Consider the following 18,407-nt stretch of genomic DNA (forward strand, 5'->3'; position numbering starts at 1 on the left):
GAACCCGCAGCGCGGCGGTGCCGACGCTGCGGGTCTGGCCGGTGTGCTCACCTGTCGGGCATCGGCTTCATCGCGTACTGCGCAGGCGGGGTTGCGCCGAGCAGGTGCTGCACGAAGTAATCCCAGCGGCGACGGGTGACGTAGGGTGTGATCTCGCCATAACCATGCTTGGCATTGGGCAGCATCAGCATGTCGAAGTCCTTGTTGGCCTTGATCAAGGCATCGGCTACCAGCAGGGTGAGATACGGCGGCACGTTGTCGTCCAGCGTGCCGTGCACCAGCATCAGCCGGCCCTTGAGCTTGCTGGCATGGTTGGCATTGGCCTGGTCGTCGTAGTTGGAACTGCCGTCCTTGGCGACGATGTGCTCGCCGTGATACTTCTCGGCCCAGTCGTCCTCGTAGCCGCGGTTGTCGTGGTTGCCGCTTTCCGACCAGGCCACCTTGAACACATCGGGGTAGCGCAGCATCGCCGCCGTGGACGCGTTGCCACCGCCGGAATGGCCCCAGATGCCGACCCGGCTGGTATCGAACCACGGGTAACGTTGGCCGAGTTCCTTCACCGCAGCCACCTGGTCGGGCAGCGTGTTGTCGCCCATGTTGGCGTACCAGGTGTCGTGGAAGGTCTTGGAACGCCACGGCGTGCCCATGCCATCGATGGCGATGACGATGAAGCCCAGTTCGGCCAGCGACTGATTGTCGCCATGGCCGGCGAAGAAACTGCGCCCGCGCACCGAGCCAGTCTGCGGGCCGGGATAGACGTAGTCGATGACCGGGTACTTGCGTGCGGGGTCGAAGTTGGACGGCTTGAACATCAATCCGTACAGCGTGGTCTTGCCATCGCGTGCGGTGACCGTGATCGGCTCCGGCGGCACCCAGCCGGCCGCCTTGAGGCGGCTGATGTCGGCGGTGGCCATCGTGCTCACGGTGCGTCCGTCAGCGGCATCGCGCAGCAGCGTGACCGGGGGCGTGACCGAGGTGGAATACGTATCGACGAAGCGGGCGCCATCGGGCGACAACGCCACGCTGTGATCGGCCGCTTCCGGGGTCAGCAGCACCGGCGCGCCACCGTCCAGGCTCACTTTCCATAGCTGCTGGTAGTACGGGTCCACGCCGGCCGAGCGGCCGACCGCCATGAACCACGCGGTGCGGCTGGCCGGATCCACGCGCAGCAGCTCGGTGACATTGCCTTCGCCGCTGGTGATGGCGTGCTTGGGTTTGCCGGTGGCCAGGTCGTAGAGATACAGCTGGCCCCAGTCGCTGCGCTCGGAGAACCACACCGCCTCGTTGCTGCCGGGCAGATAGGCCCAGTTGGCGGCGACCTGGCCGCTTTCGTAGTAGGTCTTCGCGGTTTCTTCGAAGGCGGTACGCACCTGGCCGGTGGCGACATCGGCGATGCGCAGCCAGGTCTGCTTGTGGAAGCGCGAGGTGGACGCGAAGGCCAGCGTCTTGCCGTCCGGCGCCCACTTCACGTCGTCCCACAGGCCAGGCGAACAACTCACGTCGTCGCACAGCGTGGAGCGGTGCTGATCCGGCGGCATTTTCAGGCGCAGCACGCTGCGGGTGGGCACGTCGACGATGACGCGTTCGATCATGGTCACGTCCTTGTCGCCGGCCAGCGGGTATTTCCAGGATTGCAGTTCCGGATGCCCGAGCTTGGTGCTGACCAGATACATGTCGCCGGTCTTGCGCTGGTCCTGCTGGAAGGTGGCGATCTTTTGCGAGTCCGGCGACCAGGCGACGATGGCGTTGTCGCTGCGCTGCCAGCCGGCGTTATCGGTGGCGTAGCCGAAGTTTTCCACGCCATCGCGGGTGAGCTGGGTTTCGCTGCCGCTGGCCAGATCGCGCAGCCACAGGTTCCAGTCGCGAATGAACACTTCTCGACGCTTGTCCGGCGACAGCACGCCCGGTTCCGGCTTGTCTTTCGCATAGAGCTTGCTGCAGCGTGCCCGCGTATCGCAGACCACCGCTGTGCCGCGCACGCTGAGCCGATAGCGGCCATCGGCCGTGCGTTTGACCGCCGGTGCGAAGGTATCGGCCTTGAGCGGTTTGTCGCCGGTCTTCAACAGCGTATTGAGCGAACGAACCAGCGCAGACTGGTTGAAGAGCGGCGCGGTCTTGCCGGTGGCGGTGTCCAGCTGCAGCAGGCGGTCGCCGGTGGCGTCGTGATCGACATAGAGCACATGGGTGGCGTCCAGCCAGTCGATGCGCGTGGCGGCATGATCGACCAGGGGCTGCGCGAGGTAGCTGACCAGGCGTTCGGCACGCGCGTAGTCGGCTTCGCCGACGCTGGGCGTTTGCGCGCCGGCGACGCACGGCGAGGCGATCAGGACGATGGCGGCGAACAGCTGCCGCATCGGCGACGGGTTGGGCATGGTGGACTCTCCGGCACGAAGGGCGCGCAGCCGCAGGCCGCGCGAACCCCCGATCCTACCTGCCGGTGCCATGGCCCACCTGCGCCGAAAGTCGTGTGTGCGGACATGTCATCGCAGGTCCGCCGCGCGGCCCGCTGTGTGTTGCGGGGCGGGGCGGCGCGATTGCGCGGATGCCCTGGCCCGGCCGGCATACGCGCTGCGTCGCGGTCCCATCGCCGCTGCCGGCGGCTACCTGCCCATGCAGCGCTTCCAGCGCGCCTCCACCCGCTGCGCGAACCATGCCGTGGTGAGGGTGCGGGTGATCTTGGGACTTTCCAGGGTGATGCCCGGTAGTACCGCGCGCGGCAGCGCCTGCCCGGTGTCGCGCTGGGCCAGTGCGAACACCTGCCGGTACAGCGCAGTGTCTTCGAAGTCCAGCGTGGTGCCGGCCTCCAGGGCGCGGCGGATCTGGCGGTCGCTCAGTGCCAGCTGGCTGCCCAGGGCACGCGCGGCGCGCTCGGTGGCACCAGGTGCGTCCAGGCCGGCGCCGGGAACCAGCAGGTCGCCATCCAGGGCCAGTGCGATGCCGCTGGCCTTGCTCAGTGCGGCCTGGAAGGCCGCATTGCGGCTGGCATACCAACCGGCGTTGAAGTCGGCAAAGCGGTACAGCAGGGCGTCGTAGCTGGTCGGGTAGCCCAGCAGATGGGCGGTGCCGAACCACAGTCCGCCGCGTCGGCTGAACACTTCATGGCGGATCGAGCCGTCGATCGGATACGGGTAACCGCCTGCATGCTGTTCGGCGAACGCGATGCTGACCTGCATCGGTCCGGCGGTGTGCACGGGGTTGAGGCCATCGAACAGACGCGCACCCAGCGGCACACTGCCGGTGAAGTCTTCGAAGATGCGGCTCAGGTCCTGTTCGGTCCGCGCGGCGGCGATGCGGTCGGCGTAGCTGCGGCCGTCCGGCGAGGCGATGCGCAGCGCCGCATCCACCATGAAGGCCGGGATGTGATGCGCACCGGCCCGGCGATCGATCTCCGCACGCGAGATCCTGCCCAGGTTGGGTACGACGGGGTTGGCCTGGTAGGTCGATTCCTGTTCGGTCACCGCCAGCACGGCGCAGATATGCTCGGCGCTGGTCTCCAGCCCTTGCGACGACAACGCCACATACACAGCGTCTGCCCAGCCGTTGCGGTCCGCCAGTGTGGCCGGCAGGCGTCGTGCGATATCGGCCTTGACCGCTTCTGGCGAGCGTTGCGGCACGCGCGGGGCCTGGGTGGCGCAGGCGCAGAGCAGGGCGGTGGCGGTCAGGGCGAGCAGGCGCGGGATCACGGCGTTTCCAGGTCGGTTGAGCGGCAGTTCGACGAGATGCAGTCTACGCTGGCGCCGGTGCGGGCTTGCGTGTCGTGGTCCGGCGCCCACCGCGCGTGGCGCCTGGGCCGCGCAGCAGCCCACGGCAGACACGCTTGGCCATTCAAGGCTGGCGCGCCCAGGCCGATAACGGTCACGACCCCGTGCGCGATGCCGACGCGCGCTGTCGCGGTCGACGCTCATCGTTGCAATCGCTCGTCATCGGGCGCCCGTTGTCGAGGCCGCAGCCGTCAGGCTGCGCGCCTTGCCGCAATCACCGCTGTCCGAACCTGAGGAGTGCCCGAGATGCGCCAGCAAACCGCCAGCTTCCGTCGGCGCGCCTTGGTCGGTGCGACGCGGATGCGTCTGCGGTCTGCGTGGTTGCCCAGGTGAGCAGGCTCGCGCACGGCCGCTGGCGCCTGCTCGCCGGCGTGGCCTTGCTGTTGTCCGGTGCGATGGCCTGGGCACAGCCACAACCCTGGAAGCGCATCGAACTGGCCGCGCTCGATGATCCGGTCGCTGCGCTGGAGCTGGCCCGGCAGGTGCAGCACCAGGGCCATCGCGATGGCGACCGCGATGCGCAGTTCTGGGCACTGTTGGCACAGGCGCGTGTGCTGATCTCGCTGGAAGACAATGCCGCCCGGCAGGCCGTGCTGATCCGTGCGCGGGGCTTGCTGAAGCAGCTGCACGGCAACACGGCGCAGGCGCAGCTGTGGCTGGACATCGTGCAGGCACTCAGCGACGTACGCGAAAACCCCAACCTGGCCATGGTGGCGCGACTGGATGCCCTGCGTCGCCAGGCACGTGCGATGGGGCGCAGCGATCTGTTGTGCGAGATCGAGACGGTGGACATGTGGAGCATGTTGGCCTCCGGCAGCAGCGATGAAGCCTGGAACGCGGCGCAGGCCAGCTACCAATGTGCCGTGCGCGAGCAGGTGCTGGCGCTGGAACTGGATGCGCTGACCCAACTGGGTGCGCTGGCCAGCCGCGTTTCCGGGCGCGTGGCCGATGTCAACGATGCGCAGGACTACCTGCAGCGCGCGCTGACGCGCCTGCACGACCAGCCGGCGCGCTTCCAGCGCAGCCTGATCGAATACGAATACGGCACCTCGCTGGCGCAGCAGCAGCCGGCAGTCGCATTGCTGCACTTCCGGCGGGCGCTGGCGCTCAGCCGCGAGCTGGGCGACCAGGCCGGTATTGCGGCAGCATCGACCAGCGCCAGCGAGGCGCTGATCAAGACCGGCGATGCGAAGGCCGCGTTGGCGATGGCGCGCGAGGCATTGCCGCAGATGCAGGCGCAGGGCAACGTGGGGCGGGTGGCGGCATGCCACGCGGTGTTGCTGCAGGCGCTGACGGTCTTGAAGGCAGAAGGTCTGGGCGAGGCGATCGCGGCCGCGCGCGAGGCAGACGACCCGAACATCACCACGACCGGGCGCGTGGAACTGCTCGATGCGATTGCGCGGGCACTGGCCGCCGAAGGGCGGCATGCCGAGGCCTATCAGGAACTGCAACGCGCCAACGCGCTCCGTGCGCAGAGCCTGAGCTATCAGCGCGATACGGTGATGCTGCGCTTGCAGGCGCGCTACGAGGACGCGCGGCGCGACGTGGAAACCGCCGAACTCCGCCGCCGTAGCGAGACCGCGCAGCTGGCGCTGCAGGCGCGCGCGGCCGGGCAGCGCACCTTGTGGATCGCCTTATGCGCGGCCTGCCTGTTGTTGATCGCGGCGTTGGTGGTGCTGGCATTCGGTGCGCGCCACCGTCGTCAGCTGTCGCGGCTGGCCATGCGCGACGAGCTCACCGGCCTGCCCAATCGCCGCGCCATCCGCGCCGAAGCGCAGCAGCAGATCGACCACGCCCTGCGCACGCGCGCGCCGTGCATGCTGGCCTTGATCGACATGGACCACTTCAAGCAGATCAACGATGTGTACGGCCATGCCAGCGGAGATGCCGTGCTCAAGGCCCTGGCGAGCGCGTCCGCGGTGGCCCTGCGATCGCAGGACCGGCTGGGGCGGCTGGGCGGCGAGGAATTCCTGCTGGTGCTGCCAGGCTGCAGCGTGGAGGAGATTCCGGCAGTGTTCGCGCGCCTGCGCACTGCGCTTGCTGCGATCGAGATTCCGGGGCTGCCGGCAGGCCAGCCGGTGCGGTTCTCGATGGGGGCCGTGAACGTGAGGACGGCAATGGTGGACGGCGCGATCGAATTGGATCTGCTGCTGGGTCAGGCCGATCTGGCCTTGTATGCGGCCAAGACGGCCGGGCGCGATCAATGGGCGGTGCGCTGAGCGGAGCGACGCGACGCAACGGGAGCGGCACTGCTGCATGGTGCTGCGGCGCGATCGCCAGGTGAGCGCATGCGATGCAGAGCGGGGGCATTAGTGCAGATCCGCCCAGCGGCACTGCTCCCGGATCCGTGCGTTACCGCCGTACCGGCAGGGTTGCGAACACGCCATCGAGCGCGAGTTGGGTGCGGAAGCCGGCCTTGCCAAGGCGCTTGCTCACCTCGTTGGGCACGTCGCGCCCGCTGGTGAGTCGGTTGGGCGCCCCGGTGTAATGGAACAGCCGCCCGCCACTGCGCAGCACGCGCGCCAGATGGTCGTAGAAGCTCTGCGAGTACAGCTCGCCGGCGATACCGAAGCGCGGCGGATCGTGCAGGATGGCATCGAACGCGTCGTCGGCAAGCGTGGCGATCCGCTGCGATATGTCGTCATGCTGCAGTTGCAGGCGCCCGCCGGCGTCTGCTGCATCGGGATCCGGCGACCATGGATTGAGCGTACGCAACCACAGGACCTCGGCATTCTTCTCGAACGAGCGCACCTGCGCCACGCCGGCCTCCAGGCAACACGCCGCGAAATAGCCCAGGCCGCCGCAGGTATCCAGCACGGTCTTGCCGCGCGGCTCCACCAACGCCACCTTGCGCCGCGCATCCTCGAACGGCGACAGCTGTGCCGACGGCAGCATCTTGATGCCATCGATCTCGAACGTGGGTGCGCCCCATGCGGTGGGCACCAGCTTGATCAATGCGCCGCTGTAGCGCGCGATCGGCGCGAAATCCTCGCCGTCCCAGAAATACAGCGTGCGGTCCTTGAGCTTGCCGGGATACGGATAGCCACGACCGCACCACTGCCAGGTCTGTGCATCGAGCTGCGCGCTACCGGTGCTGCGGCCCAGATCCAGCGAACCGGTCCAGGCGGTCAGGCCGGCATTGCGCGCGGTCAGCAATGCCCGGGCATCGGAAAGGGTGAGCAGCGGTCCGGAATAATGGGGCACGGAAATGGGGCCATGGGCGCACGCGTGCGGCGCCGTCACAGTAAAGAGTTCGGCATCGTAACCGACCCACCGCTGCAGGACATCCGCCGACGCGGGCCAGGCGCCTGCCTGCTTGGGCTGGATGCGAGTGGCCGCATGCGTTCGCGCATCGACGTGGCGATGCTGCGCGCCAGATCGGCGTATTGCAGCAAACTGCGGTCGTGGCTGGGTGCGCAACGCTGGCGCCGGACGATGGCGCGCCCAGACGCTGTTTTCGCAGTGGCATGGCGAACAAGCCGCTGCCAGCGGCCGCGACGATTCCGCAGCCACGCCTCGCCCCGCATACTGCAGGCCCCGCATCCATGCGTTCGCTCGGATCGGCGTCAACCATGGAGTGCCGGCAATGTTGAAGGGTGTGCTGTTGGGATTCGCCTGTTACGCGGCGTATGCGATCAGCGATGCGTTCGTGAAGCTGCTCGAAGGCAGCCTGCCTGTCTACGAGGTGCTGTTCCTGGGGGCGTTGCTGATGCTGGCGGCGGTGCCGTTCCTGAAGAAGCCCGACGACCGGCTGCGCGAGCTGGTCGTCGCCAGGCAGCCGGCGCTGTGGCTGCTGCGCGCGTTGACCGGTGCGATCGGCAATCTGACCTCGGTGATCGCTTTCACCACCTTGCCGATGGCCGAGGCGTTCGCGCTGATCTTTCTGATGCCGATCTTCGTCACCGTGCTGTCGGTGGTCTTTCTCAAGGAAGAGGTGCGCTGGCGCCGCTGGAGTGCGGTGATCGTCGGCTTCATCGGCGTGCTGATCGTGCTGCGGCCCGGCTTCCGGCATCTCACCCATGGGCATGTGGCGGCGATCGTGTGTGGCCTGGTCGGTGCCATCTCGGTGATAGCCCTGCGCATGGCCGGGCACGGCGAAAAGCGTCTCACGCTCTACGGCGCCGGCGTCATCGGCCCGCTGGTGATGGGCGGCATTCTGATGCTGCCCAGCTTCGTATGGCCCTCGCTGCTGCAGTGGGGGCTGCTGGCCGGCTACGGCCTGCTCGCCGGCCTGGCCGCCATCTGCATGATGTACGCCACCCGGCTGGCGCCGGTCAGTGTGGTGGCACCCACGCAATACAGCCAGATGCTGTGGGCGATCGGCTTCGGCTACCTGTTGTTCCACGACCGCCTGGACTGGCCGATGGGCGTGGGAATCGCGTTGATCCTTGGGGCGGGGCTGTTCACCCTGATTCGCGAGGAGCAGGTGTCGCGCTGGTGGCGGCGGACCAAGATTGTTTGAGGGCTGGGATTGGGGATTCGGGATTTGGGATTGGTAGCAGCACGCGACATCAGCGGCGACGCGCCTGACACCGTTACCAATCCCGAATCCCCAATCCCGGCCTCTGCGGGCCGCAGCAGACGTGGCCCGAAAAGAGCAGTGATGGCGGTCGACGTCAACGGCATGTCAGCACGATCCCGCCCGGAATCACGGTGCGGTAGCGCTGCGACGCGCACCGTGGATGCCTCATTCGAGTCGATCGGAGTCACCGCATGCAGCTCAATCCACGTACTGCGCGTCCCATGACCACCGCCACTGCCGGGCTGTCGGCACACGGCACGCCCGATCCGGATACCAACGAAGACCCGATCCCGCTGGAAGAGCAGGCCCCGCAGCAAGGCGGTTTGCGTGAGGAGGTCGGCGATCTGGAAGACGACGATCACGCATTGCCCGGCCGCGTCGGCGGCGGGCTTGCCGGCGGTTGATGCGGGTGGGCAAGAGCGGCTGACCGGGCGACGGAGCAGCCGCTGGGGACGTACGGACCGCAACGAGAATCTCTCAGCATCGTTTGAATATTGCCAAGCCGGTAGATTCAGCGCGATGCCCTCGTCAAGGGAACTGCACATGTCCCGGTTCGAAGTACACCGGCTTGTTGCCGTTTTCGGGCAGCGCAGGAATCGTATCCAGGATGGCCTTGCCGCGGATATCGGTGATACGAATGGACAACGGCTGATTGCCGAGCTGTTCGCCCAGGAAATGGTTGTAGTCCATTTTCTGCAGACTCTTCCATGCCGTGCCTTGCTTCACTTCGAACTTGACCACCGGGTAGGCATGGTTGCGCACCTGGATCGCTGCCCACCAGCGCGAGCTGCCTTCCTTGATGCGGTATTGCACATTGCCGCTCACCGGCGCGCGCACCACCTTCCAGCTGATCGGAATCCGCCCGTCCACCTTGTTGCCGATCGCTTCGAATGCATTGGGCGACAGATCCAGCCCGCCGGAAGCGCCTTCCGGGTAGAGATCGGTCACGTAGACGGTGGTCTTGCCCTTGGGGCCGGTCACTTCCAGATACGCGCCGGCCAGTGCCGCTTTCACCCCACCGAAGTTCAACTGGGTGGGATTGAGCGCGGTGATGAAGGCCGTGCTGGGAATCGGATCCAGCAGCAGCGCGCCCCCGGAGTAGCCCGAGCCGGTATATGTCGCGGTGCCGGTGAACGTGCTGTTCCAGGTCGCCGCCTTGCCTGCGGCAGGCGTTGCCGCCGCCGCAGCCACCGTCGCTGCAGGCGCGATGCCCCAGGCCTGTTGCACGACCCGCAGCTTGTCTGCACGCGGGCTGCCGTCCTGCGCGAGCAAGCCCCCGTTATTGGCATTGCCCCGCTCCCAGCTGCCGAGGAACGCGCTGCGCAGTCCGGATCCGGCCAGGTAGCCGCTCAGTGCACTCTGCCAGGCGGGGTCGCGCGGATCGCCATCGCCCAGACCACCGCCGATGCTGACCGGGATCACTGCGTGGCTGGCCGCGAACTGGCCGAAATCGCGCTGCCACGTCGCGGGCAGGGTCTGCGCGAAGTCCGGTGCTGCGAAGGCATCGGCGGCATCGCGGTCCGGCCCTGCCAGCTTGGGCATCAGGACCAGCTGCCGGGCCGGAATGCGCAGCGGCGTGCAGGCGATCGGTTGCAGATTGCTGCCGGCGGCCTTGCGTGCCCGGTCGCTGCACACCGCGTTGCTGCCCACGCCTTCCACGCCCACCACCCAGCCTGGCGCCTGCGCCAGCACGGTGTCGGCCGCACGCGCCGCCACGCGGCTCCAGTCCGCTTCGGCGGCGATCCCTGCCCAGGTCGCATTGCGATAGCCGCTGCTGCCCAGATCGATGCCGATCACACCGGCATTACCGCGATAGCGGCGCGCGAGGCTGGCCAGGCCCTGCGTCCATGCCTGGTCCTGCGGCCTCGTCTGCAGCCGCGGTGCGTCGTCGTTGCAGCCGCCATCGGCGAATGCGAGCATCACCTGCATGCCGCGTTGGGTTGCGCTGCGCACGACCGCATCGACCACTTGCAGGGAATTCAGACCGCGTAGCGTCGGATCGCCGGCCACCTCCGCCGCGACCACTGGCCTGCCCTGCAGTGCGGCCGTGCACAGCGGTAGCCGCACGGCATTGATCCGGGCGGCCTGCATCCGGTCCAGCAGCTGCGCAAGCGTGCTGTCCTGCAGGCCAGTCGCCGCCAGACCGAGCCGATCGAAACCTGGCCAGGTCACTCCGCGGATCTGCAGCGTTCGCCCCTGCGCATCGATGAGCCGGCCGTGAGCATCGACCTGCACGGCCATGCTGGTTGCCGGGGTCAGTGCCACGAGTGCGAGCAGTAAGTGGGTGCGTAATTGCATGTACGTCTCCAACCTGATTGGCGGCAGGGCAGCAGACCAGCATCGGGCGCTTGCGGTCCGTGCGCAAAGTCAAGGAAGCGAGCCGATGTGTAAGGACGCGATCGGAAAAGTGGCTGCACTGGAATACAGGTCGCGGTTTGCCCGGGATGCGGCATCCGGGCATCCGGGTGCGCAAGTGCCTTGCCGCGAACGACAGGCCGCACCACTTGCGAGCTGCGGCTATGCGTTGCGCCGCTGGCGTTCGAAGTGGCGGTCGAAGTGGCGGTCGCCGATCCTGTTCTGTCGCGGCGCACGGTGCAGACCCCGGCAGCGCGTGAGGGTGCGGTCGTGCCGGCCTGGCCGCAGCCAACGCAGGTCTGCATCGTCGTGATCGGCCGTATGGGTCGGTACGCACCATGACGGGGCATCGCCGCGGTCGCTGGGCCGTCTCCGGCCCTGCGTGCCGCTGGCGGTGCAAACCTCTGGTGCCAGGCGGCGCGATCTCGTATTTTTGACGGCTTGTTCACTTGCCGGTGCCGTGCCCATGTCCGATCCATCCGCGCCCGACCATCTGCAACGCAGCCTGTCCAATCGCCACCTGCAGTTGATCGCGATCGGTGGCGCGATCGGCACCGGATTGTTCATGGGCTCGGGCAAGACGATCAGTCTGGCCGGGCCGTCGATCCTGTTCGTGTACCTGATCATCGGCGTGATGCTGTTCTTCGTGATGCGCGCCATGGGCGAGCTGCTGCTGTCCAACCTGGAGTACAAGTCGTTCATCGACTTCTCCACCGATCTGCTCGGGCCCTGGGCCGGATTCTTCTGCGGCTGGACCTATTGGTTCTGCTGGATCATCACCGCCATCGCCGATGTGATCGCCATTGCCGCCTACGCGCAGTTCTGGTTTCCCGGCCTGGCGCCGTGGATTCCGGCGATCGCGTGCGTGCTGTTGCTGCTGGCATTGAATCTGGTGACGGTGAAACTGTTCGGCGAGATGGAGTTCTGGTTTGCGCTGATCAAGATCCTCGCCATCTGCGCGCTGATCATCACCGGCGCGGGGCTGGTGGCGTGGGGCTTCCGTTCGCCGTCGGGCAATGTCGCCTCGCTGGCGAATCTGTGGAACGACGGCGGCATGTTTCCGATGGGGATCGGCGGGTTCTTTGCCGGCTTCCAGATCGCGGTGTTCGCCTTCGTCGGTATCGAGCTGGTGGGGACCACCGCAGCCGAAACCGCCGACCCGCGGCGCAACCTGCCCAAGGCGATCAACTCGATTCCGGTGCGGATTTTGATCTTCTATGTGCTGGCGCTGATCGCGATCATGGCGGTGACGCCGTGGCGGCAGGTGGTGGCCGACAAGAGCCCGTTCGTGGAGCTGTTCGTGCTGGCCGGCGTGCCGGCGGCGGCCAGCCTGATCAATTTCGTGGTGCTGACCTCGGCCACCTCATCGGCCAACAGCGGCATCTTTTCCACCAGCCGCATGCTCTACGGCCTGGCCGAAGAACGGCATGCGCCCAAGGCGTTTTCCAAGCTCTCGCGTGCGGCGGTGCCGGCGCGCGGCCTGCTGTTCTCCTGCCTGTGCCTGCTGCTGGGTGCGATGCTGGTGTACCTGATCCCGAATCTGGTGACCGCGTTCACTCTGGTCACCACCCTGTCGGCGGTGCTCTTCATGTTCGTGTGGTCGCTGATCCTGTGCGCCTACATCGCCTACCGCCGCAAGCGCCCGGAGCAGCACGCCGCGTCGCAGTTCAAGATGCCCGGTGGCGTGTTGATGTGCTACGTGTGCCTGGCGTTCTTCGCCTTCGTTCTGGTGTTGCTGACCTTGCAGGCCGATACGCGGCAGGCCCTGCTGGCCAGCCCGGTGTGGTTCCTGATCCTGGCGATCGGCTATGTCGTCAAGCGTGCCCAGACGCGCACAGGGTAAGTGCCGCAGCGTTCGCTGTATTGCAAGGGCCCGCACTGCGGGGCCTTTGCGTTTTTGGCTGCACAACACCGCGATAAAGGCCACTGCCAGCTGAGCGTGTTGGCGCGCGGCGTTGACGCGGCTCTAGCCGGGCACGATGCTCGCGGCCATCCATCGCCACGGCCTTCCGCATGATCACGATCCACCCGATCGCCGCCACCGACCGCACGCAGGGGTGCTGGGTGGACCTGTGCCAGCCCACGGCGCAGGAACTTGCCGACGCCGCCGCGCAGGTGGGTTTCGCGCTGCCGGATCGTGCGGCGATCGGCGAGATCGAGTTCAGCAGCCGGGTGCGGCGACAGGGCGAGGTGTTGTTTCTCAATGTGCCGCGCTTCCAGGACGACGATGGCCCCACCGCGCCGCTGGGCTTCGCGCTGTCGCCGACCATGCTGGTGACCCTGCGCGAGCAGCGCATCGGATCGCTGGAGGCGCTGGCAGCGGAGCTGGATCACGTGCCATGCCACGGCGCCGACGATCTGCTGCTGCGCATGTTCGATCGTCTGGTCGGGCGCCTGGCAGACCGGCTCGAAGCTCTGGAGGTTGCCGTCACCGAGACCACCCGGGAGGTGTTCGACAACCCGCACAAGACGCGCGATCTGGAGCGCATGCTGCATCAGGTCGGTGGCATGGGCCGGCAGTTGGGTGGGCTGCATAACGCAGGGCAGGGGATGCTGCGGTTGGTGACCTATCTGGACAGCACCACGCCGGAATGGTTCGGCACCGATGCGGCCAGGCGGATCGGGCTGCTGCACAAGGACCTGACCACCTTGAGCGAGTTCCATCAGCACATGGACGACCGTATCGAGTTCCTGCTCGATAGCGTGCTGGGCATGATCAACATCGATCAGAACAACGTGATGAAGGTGATGGCGGTGGCCTCGGTGGTCGGCATCCCACCCACCGTGCTGGTCGGCATCTGGGGCATGAATTTCGCTTACATGCCCGAACTGAAATGGCACGATGCTTACTTCTGGGCGCTGGGCATCATCGCGCTGAGTGTGGTGCTGCCACTGGCGTGGTTCCGCAAACGTGGGTGGGTGTGAAAGCGGGAAACCCGTAGGAGCAACCCGGGGCGCGCTGTGGCGTTGCCGGGAAGACCCTCGCGCCCAGGGACGCTCCTACGGAGGTGCTGCGCTGCGCGGCGATCTCTGTGCACTGGCGACTGTCCAGGTGCGTGGCGTGCAATCAGGCGGTGCGCACTGTCGATTGCTGCCGGACAGCCTGGATCAGCCCTTGGCCTGGAAGCTGATCTCCTCGTACGGCTGCACCACCACCCAGCCTTCGCCGGCAAAGCGCATCTGCAGGCTTTCGCCCGATCCTCGCCCGAGCAGCGTACCGATCGAGACGTCGGTGACCAGCTCCGGTGTCAGCGTTCCCGACCAGGCGACGGTGGCATTGGGGTCGGTGAATATCGGGCCGCTGGCAGCGCTGACCGGCAGCGTCAGCGGCTGGTAATGCGAGGTGATCGCCACGATGCCGTGGCCGCTCAGGCGCACATTGAACAGGCCGCCGGACAGCATGCCGGCCACTTTGCGCATCATGGTGATCTTGTGCTCGATGCCGGATTCGAATGCCAGCACGTCGTTGCCGTTGACGAAGATCGATTCGCCATTCAGGCGCAGCAAGGTGATCAGTTTGCCGACATCGGCCAGGTACACGCGGCCCTGGCCTTCGGCCTTCATCAGCTGCATGCCTTCGCCGCTGACCGCCTTCTTCAGCAGATTGCCCAGGCCCTGTTCCAGCAGGCCTTCGCGGGTGAACTTGACGTTGCCGGTGCGCGCGACCATGGCGCCTGCCTTGGACCACACCATGCCGTTGAGGCGCACTTCCAGCAGATGCGGGTTTTCCAGCTCGAAGGGATCGGGGCTGAGGTCCTTTTCCTTGGAGTGGGCGAGAAATTCGTCGAGCGTGCGTACGGCCATGCGTCCGTCCTGGAGGTGGGTGAGTCCGCATGATACGCGGCGACCGTGGTGCCCTCCGCGCCGAATGCCGCCGCGCGCCCCTGCGCGCCGCAGACATCACGCGTCGGCAAGCGGCAGGTCGCCTGCGTTCGGCTTGCCTGTGCTTCTGCGAGCCGCGTCGGGTTCAGGCAGGCGCTGCCGGGCTAGATTGCGCCAGCAGGGGATTATTCACGGGAAGGAGCGGGCGATGCAGGGGAATGAGAGCGGTGAAACGACGTGCGCGCGTGCTGCGCGAGGACTGCGTGGCGTTGTTGCTGCAGTCGCGTTAGCGGCAAGCGTAGCGATAGGGGCAGGCAGCATGTCGGTGCAGGCCGCCACCGGCCCGGGCGTGGTGACCGGCGACACCGTCGTGCACGATCCTTCGATGCTCAAGCTCGGCGATGGGCGCTACTACATCTACTCCACGGTCGGCGTGGTCACCAGCACCGATCGCACCAGATTCAACAACGCAGGGGCGATCTTCGGCAGCGTGCCTGGCTGGGTGAAGAGCTATAACCCGAAAAACGAGGTATGGGCGCCGGACGTGTCGCTGCGTGGCAGCAAGTACCTCATGTACTACACCGCATCGTCGTTCTCTTCCAACAAATCGGCCATTGGTCTGGCCAGCAGCAGCACCGGCAAGCCCGGCTCGTGGAAGGATCAAGGCATCGTCTACACCTCCAAAAGCAGCGACGACTACAACGCCATCGACGGGAATCTGGTGGTGGACGGCAGCGGTAAATGGTGGCTCGCGTTCGGCTCGTTCTGGTCGGGCATCAAGCTGATTCAACTCGATCCGGGGACCGGTAAACAGCTGGCCAGCAACACCTTCCGCTACAGCCTGGCCAGCCGGCCCTCGCCCGGCGCGGTGGAGGCGCCCTTCATCCAGCAGGCGAACGGCTGGTACTACCTGTTCGTGTCCTTCGATGCCTGCTGCAAGGGCGCCAGCAGCACCTACAGGATCGCGGTGGGGCGTGCGCGCTCGGTGACCGGGCCGTATCTGGATCGGGCCGGTGTGGACATGCGCAACGGTGGCGGTACGGTGATCCATGCCGGGCAGGGCAGCATGCATGGGCCTGGCGGGCAATCGGTGTTTCGCGATGGCGACGGCGACATCCTGGTCTATCACTACTACGACGACCGCGGCGACGCGCGACTGGGCATCAACCGGTTGGGCTACGACAACAAGGGCTGGCCGGTGGTGCAGTAAGAGCGGCTAACAGAACGACTGCGCAGCCGCCAGGCGGGCGCGGCCGGTGCTCGGAATTGGCATGTAGCACTCGTACACTCCGGTTCCTGCGCGCCGTCCACACCCACCTGACGGCCGCTCGCTACGCTCTGTTAGCCGCTCTAGGCAGGCACAGGCCCCGCACGCCGCCGTGCGACAACCCCGACAGACGCGCTGCCGCCGCATCCGCTGCGGCAGCGCGTGATCTCTCAGCGCGCCGCCGGCTCGGGCTTGCGCGTGCGCCTGACGGGTGCGGTGTCCTTGCCCTGGTACAGGTTCAACAGCATCAGGGTGACGCCGTTGGTCCAGCCGAAGCCGTCCTGCAAGGCGTATTCGCCGCCGCCGCCGCCGGCCGCGTCGGCCTCCAGGCCGTATTTCTCCACCAGCTTGTGCTCGCGTGCGAACAGCGCCTGTACCTGGCTGAGGAAGCGCTCGCCGATCGTGCGCGCCAATGCGGTTTCGCCATAGCGTCGCAGTCCGTCTACCGCGACCCATTGCAGCGGCGCCCAGCCGTTGGGTTCATCCCATTGCTGGCCGGTCCTGGCAGCGGTGGTGGCCAGCCCGCCGGGGCGCAGCAGGCGGGCGCGCACGGTCGCGGCAGTGCGCTTGGCATGCGCATCCGATGCCAACCCGGCGAACAGCGGGTATAGCGCGGCTGCGGTGACCTGGTCGCTCAGCGTGCGCGTCTGCCAATCGTAATCGGCGTAGTAGCCGGCCGCGTTCCAGAGATGCGCGTCGATGGCCTGCTTGCGTCGCTGCGCCAGCGCAGCGTAATCCAGCGCGCACTCGGCACCGGGTTGCGCACAGGCCTGGGCCAGGGTGCGTTCCAGGTGGTAGAGCAGGCTGTTGAGGTCGATGGGAAGGATGGCGGTGGTGCGGATGGTATGCAGGTTCTGGCCGTCGGCCAGCCAGCGGCTGGTATAGTCCCAACCGCTTTCCGCGCCGGCGCGCAGGTCGCGATACACCTCGGCGGCGGGGCGGCCGTGCGCTTGGGCAGCGGTACGGGTGTCGTGCAGCCAGGCTTCCGGGCGCGGCGTGTCGCGCTCGTCCCAATAGCGATTGAGGACGCTGCCATCTGCCAGCCGTACCACGTGGCGCGCTGCCTGGCCCGGCTTGAGCCCGTCGCTGCCCTGCATCCAGTACGCGTATTCCTTCTGCAGCTGCGGCAGATAGCGCTGGTAGACCGCCTCGCCTTCCACGCCGGCCTGCAGCTCCACCATGTAGGAGAAGAACGGCGGCTGCGAGCGGCTGAGGTAGTAGGTGCGGTTGCCGTTGGGAATGTGCCCGTAGGTGTCGATCAGGTAGGCGAAGTTGTCCAGCATCTGGCGGCTGAGCGTGGTCTCGCCGCTCTTCACCAGACCCAGCATGGTGAAGTAGGAATCCCAGTAATACACCTCGCGGAAACGCCCGCCGGGCACCACGTAGGGGTGCGGCAGCGCCAGCAGGCTGCTGTGCGGCGGCACCTGGGTCTGGCTGCGCACCAGCTTGGGCCAGAGCAGGTCGATGTGCTCGCGCAGGCCGGTGTCCTGGCGAATCGCGTCGGTCTGCACCGGCGGCGATTCCTCGAAGTTGGCGTCCACGAAGCGGCGCAGGTCGAAGCCGGGGTGGTCGTGCTGCGCCAGATAGTCGGCGTTGATCAGCGCCGGATCGCGCAATGGCAGGAAATCGACGAAGTGCTTCTGGTCGTCGAACAGTTCCCCGCGCTGCACCGCCTGGAACAGCTCGGGGTAGGCCAGATCGGGCGTCGGCGGCGTGGATGCGGGAACGTTGACCACCGGAGTGTCCAGCGGCGCGGCGGTCAGCGTGCACGGCGCGACGAACATGCTCAGCGACAGGCCAAGCAGCGACGTACAGCACGGGGGCGCGGCAGAACTCATGGCATCTCCGGAACGGGCAGTGACGTGTGGCATGGTAAACGACCAATGTGGCGGGCAGGACCGCACCGGGTGCCCGAACGGCGGCGACCGACGCAACGCGATTCATCAAGGTGACGCGGCGCGCCGTCATGACGTGCGCCGATTCAGGCCTATCGGCGCGGCGGCAATCGGCTTGAGTGCCGCGTCGTTGCACCCGATTCGCTGTAACGCGATGCAAGATGCGCGCCAGAGGCCGCGCGTTCGACCCGCCGGAGCAGCGGCACAGGCGTCGTCTGCCGAGGATCGTGCGGCCTGAAAGAACGCGCGCCGGATGCCACCGCCCGAGGGCGATATCGGCTTCGCATGCGTGCAGGTTGGCGTGCGCATCCATCCTCTGTGTGTTGTCTGGCGGCTTATCGCATCCGCATCACGCATGCGGGGCTCCGTCGCGCTCAGTGCGTGCATAACGTGAATGGCGGCTGGCGCGCGCTGGCGGCACAACGAATTTCAAACGCATGCCCACGCCATGCCCGCTAGATTTGCGCGCTCTGCATCGACATCCCGGATGCAGTGCCCGTCTTCTCCACATCTTTATCGGTCGGCACCATCGTGACTACCCGCAGCAAGGAAGGGCTCGTCCCGCATGTCGCCGCCGCCGCATGCACGGGCGCGATCCTGTTCTTCTTCGCCTGCCTGCTGTTGTACATGCCGCCACCGCGCCAGGCCACGCAACAGCAGGACGACCTGCAGGTGTATCTCGTGCCGCGCGCGCCGCTGCGCGAGCCGGTTCCGGTCGCGCCATCGCGCGATGCCAGGGCGCAGCCGCGGGCGGCCGCCGCCGCAGCGACGGCACGTCGCGCGCC

The 18,407-nt window shown here is 67.0% G+C and carries 12 protein-coding genes, 1 other RNA gene and 1 pseudogene; 8 read left to right on the forward strand and 6 right to left on the reverse strand.

Going from position 1 to position 18,407, the window contains the following annotated elements; genetic code table 11:
* Positions 1-47 precede the first annotated feature (47 nt).
* Positions 48-2,372, reverse strand: coding sequence for a S9 family peptidase (locus LL964_RS04810; protein WP_104586464.1), 2,325 nt, complete (start codon positions 2,370-2,372; stop codon positions 48-50).
* A 228-nt stretch (positions 2,373-2,600) separates the two neighbouring features.
* Entirely contained in the window at positions 2,601-3,680 is a 1,080-nt protein-coding gene (locus LL964_RS04815; RefSeq protein WP_425478143.1) for a DUF1615 domain-containing protein, read from the reverse strand.
* Between the two features lie 476 nt (positions 3,681-4,156).
* Here LL964_RS04815 and LL964_RS04820 point away from each other — a divergent pair, with 476 nt between their 5' ends.
* Positions 4,157-5,980, forward strand: coding sequence for a GGDEF domain-containing protein (locus LL964_RS04820; RefSeq protein ID WP_104586463.1), 1,824 nt, complete (start codon positions 4,157-4,159; stop codon positions 5,978-5,980).
* 133 nt (positions 5,981-6,113) lie between these two features.
* Here LL964_RS04820 and LL964_RS04825 read toward each other — a convergent pair whose 3' ends face one another.
* A complete protein-coding gene (locus LL964_RS04825) occupies positions 6,114-7,004 on the reverse strand; it encodes a class I SAM-dependent methyltransferase (protein ID WP_208621393.1) in 891 nt (296 codons plus the stop codon).
* A 343-nt stretch (positions 7,005-7,347) separates the two neighbouring features.
* Here LL964_RS04825 and LL964_RS04830 point away from each other — a divergent pair, with 343 nt between their 5' ends.
* The gene (locus tag LL964_RS04830) at positions 7,348-8,223 is read left to right on the forward strand and encodes a DMT family transporter (RefSeq protein ID WP_167395216.1); all 876 of its coding nucleotides are present in this window, start codon (positions 7,348-7,350) and stop codon (positions 8,221-8,223) included.
* A gap of 251 nt (positions 8,224-8,474) precedes the next feature.
* A complete protein-coding gene (locus LL964_RS04835; protein ID WP_104585883.1) occupies positions 8,475-8,687 on the forward strand; it encodes a hypothetical protein in 213 nt (70 codons plus the stop codon).
* Between the two features lie 124 nt (positions 8,688-8,811).
* Here the strand turns inward: LL964_RS04835 and LL964_RS04840 are convergent, their stop codons facing one another.
* Positions 8,812-10,581: an expansin EXLX1 family cellulose-binding protein gene (locus tag LL964_RS04840; protein ID WP_104585882.1), complete on the reverse strand. Its 1,770-nt coding sequence runs from the start codon at positions 10,579-10,581 to the stop codon at positions 8,812-8,814.
* Positions 10,582-11,104: 523 nt separating this feature from the next.
* Here LL964_RS04840 and cycA point away from each other — a divergent pair.
* The gene (gene cycA, locus LL964_RS04845; protein WP_104585879.1) at positions 11,105-12,481 is read left to right on the forward strand and encodes a D-serine/D-alanine/glycine transporter; all 1,377 of its coding nucleotides are present in this window, start codon (positions 11,105-11,107) and stop codon (positions 12,479-12,481) included.
* 170 nt (positions 12,482-12,651) lie between these two features.
* A complete protein-coding gene (locus LL964_RS04850; protein WP_104585877.1) occupies positions 12,652-13,563 on the forward strand; it encodes a CorA family divalent cation transporter in 912 nt (303 codons plus the stop codon).
* Positions 13,564-13,746: 183 nt separating this feature from the next.
* Here LL964_RS04850 and LL964_RS04855 read toward each other — a convergent pair whose 3' ends face one another.
* Positions 13,747-14,442 (reverse strand): AIM24 family protein, encoded by a 696-nt coding sequence (locus LL964_RS04855; protein ID WP_167395215.1) that lies wholly within the window; start codon positions 14,440-14,442, stop codon positions 13,747-13,749.
* A 337-nt stretch (positions 14,443-14,779) separates the two neighbouring features.
* Here LL964_RS04855 and LL964_RS04860 point away from each other — a divergent pair, with 337 nt between their 5' ends.
* A complete protein-coding gene (locus tag LL964_RS04860; protein WP_104585874.1) occupies positions 14,780-15,670 on the forward strand; it encodes an arabinan endo-1,5-alpha-L-arabinosidase in 891 nt (296 codons plus the stop codon).
* 61 nt (positions 15,671-15,731) lie between these two features.
* A non-coding RNA gene (locus tag LL964_RS04865) (sX9 sRNA) lies at positions 15,732-15,807 on the forward strand.
* Between the two features lie 90 nt (positions 15,808-15,897).
* Here LL964_RS04865 and treA read toward each other — a convergent pair.
* Positions 15,898-17,565: an alpha,alpha-trehalase TreA gene (gene treA, locus LL964_RS04870; RefSeq protein ID WP_104585873.1), complete on the reverse strand. Its 1,668-nt coding sequence runs from the start codon at positions 17,563-17,565 to the stop codon at positions 15,898-15,900.
* 588 nt (positions 17,566-18,153) lie between these two features.
* Between treA and LL964_RS04875 the strand changes: the two are divergent.
* Positions 18,154-18,407 (forward strand): annotated as a pseudogene (locus LL964_RS04875) (hypothetical protein); the annotation flags it as partial.

Source organism: Xanthomonas melonis (genome assembly GCF_020783655.1).
Lineage (GTDB): Bacteria > Pseudomonadota > Gammaproteobacteria > Xanthomonadales > Xanthomonadaceae > Xanthomonas > Xanthomonas melonis.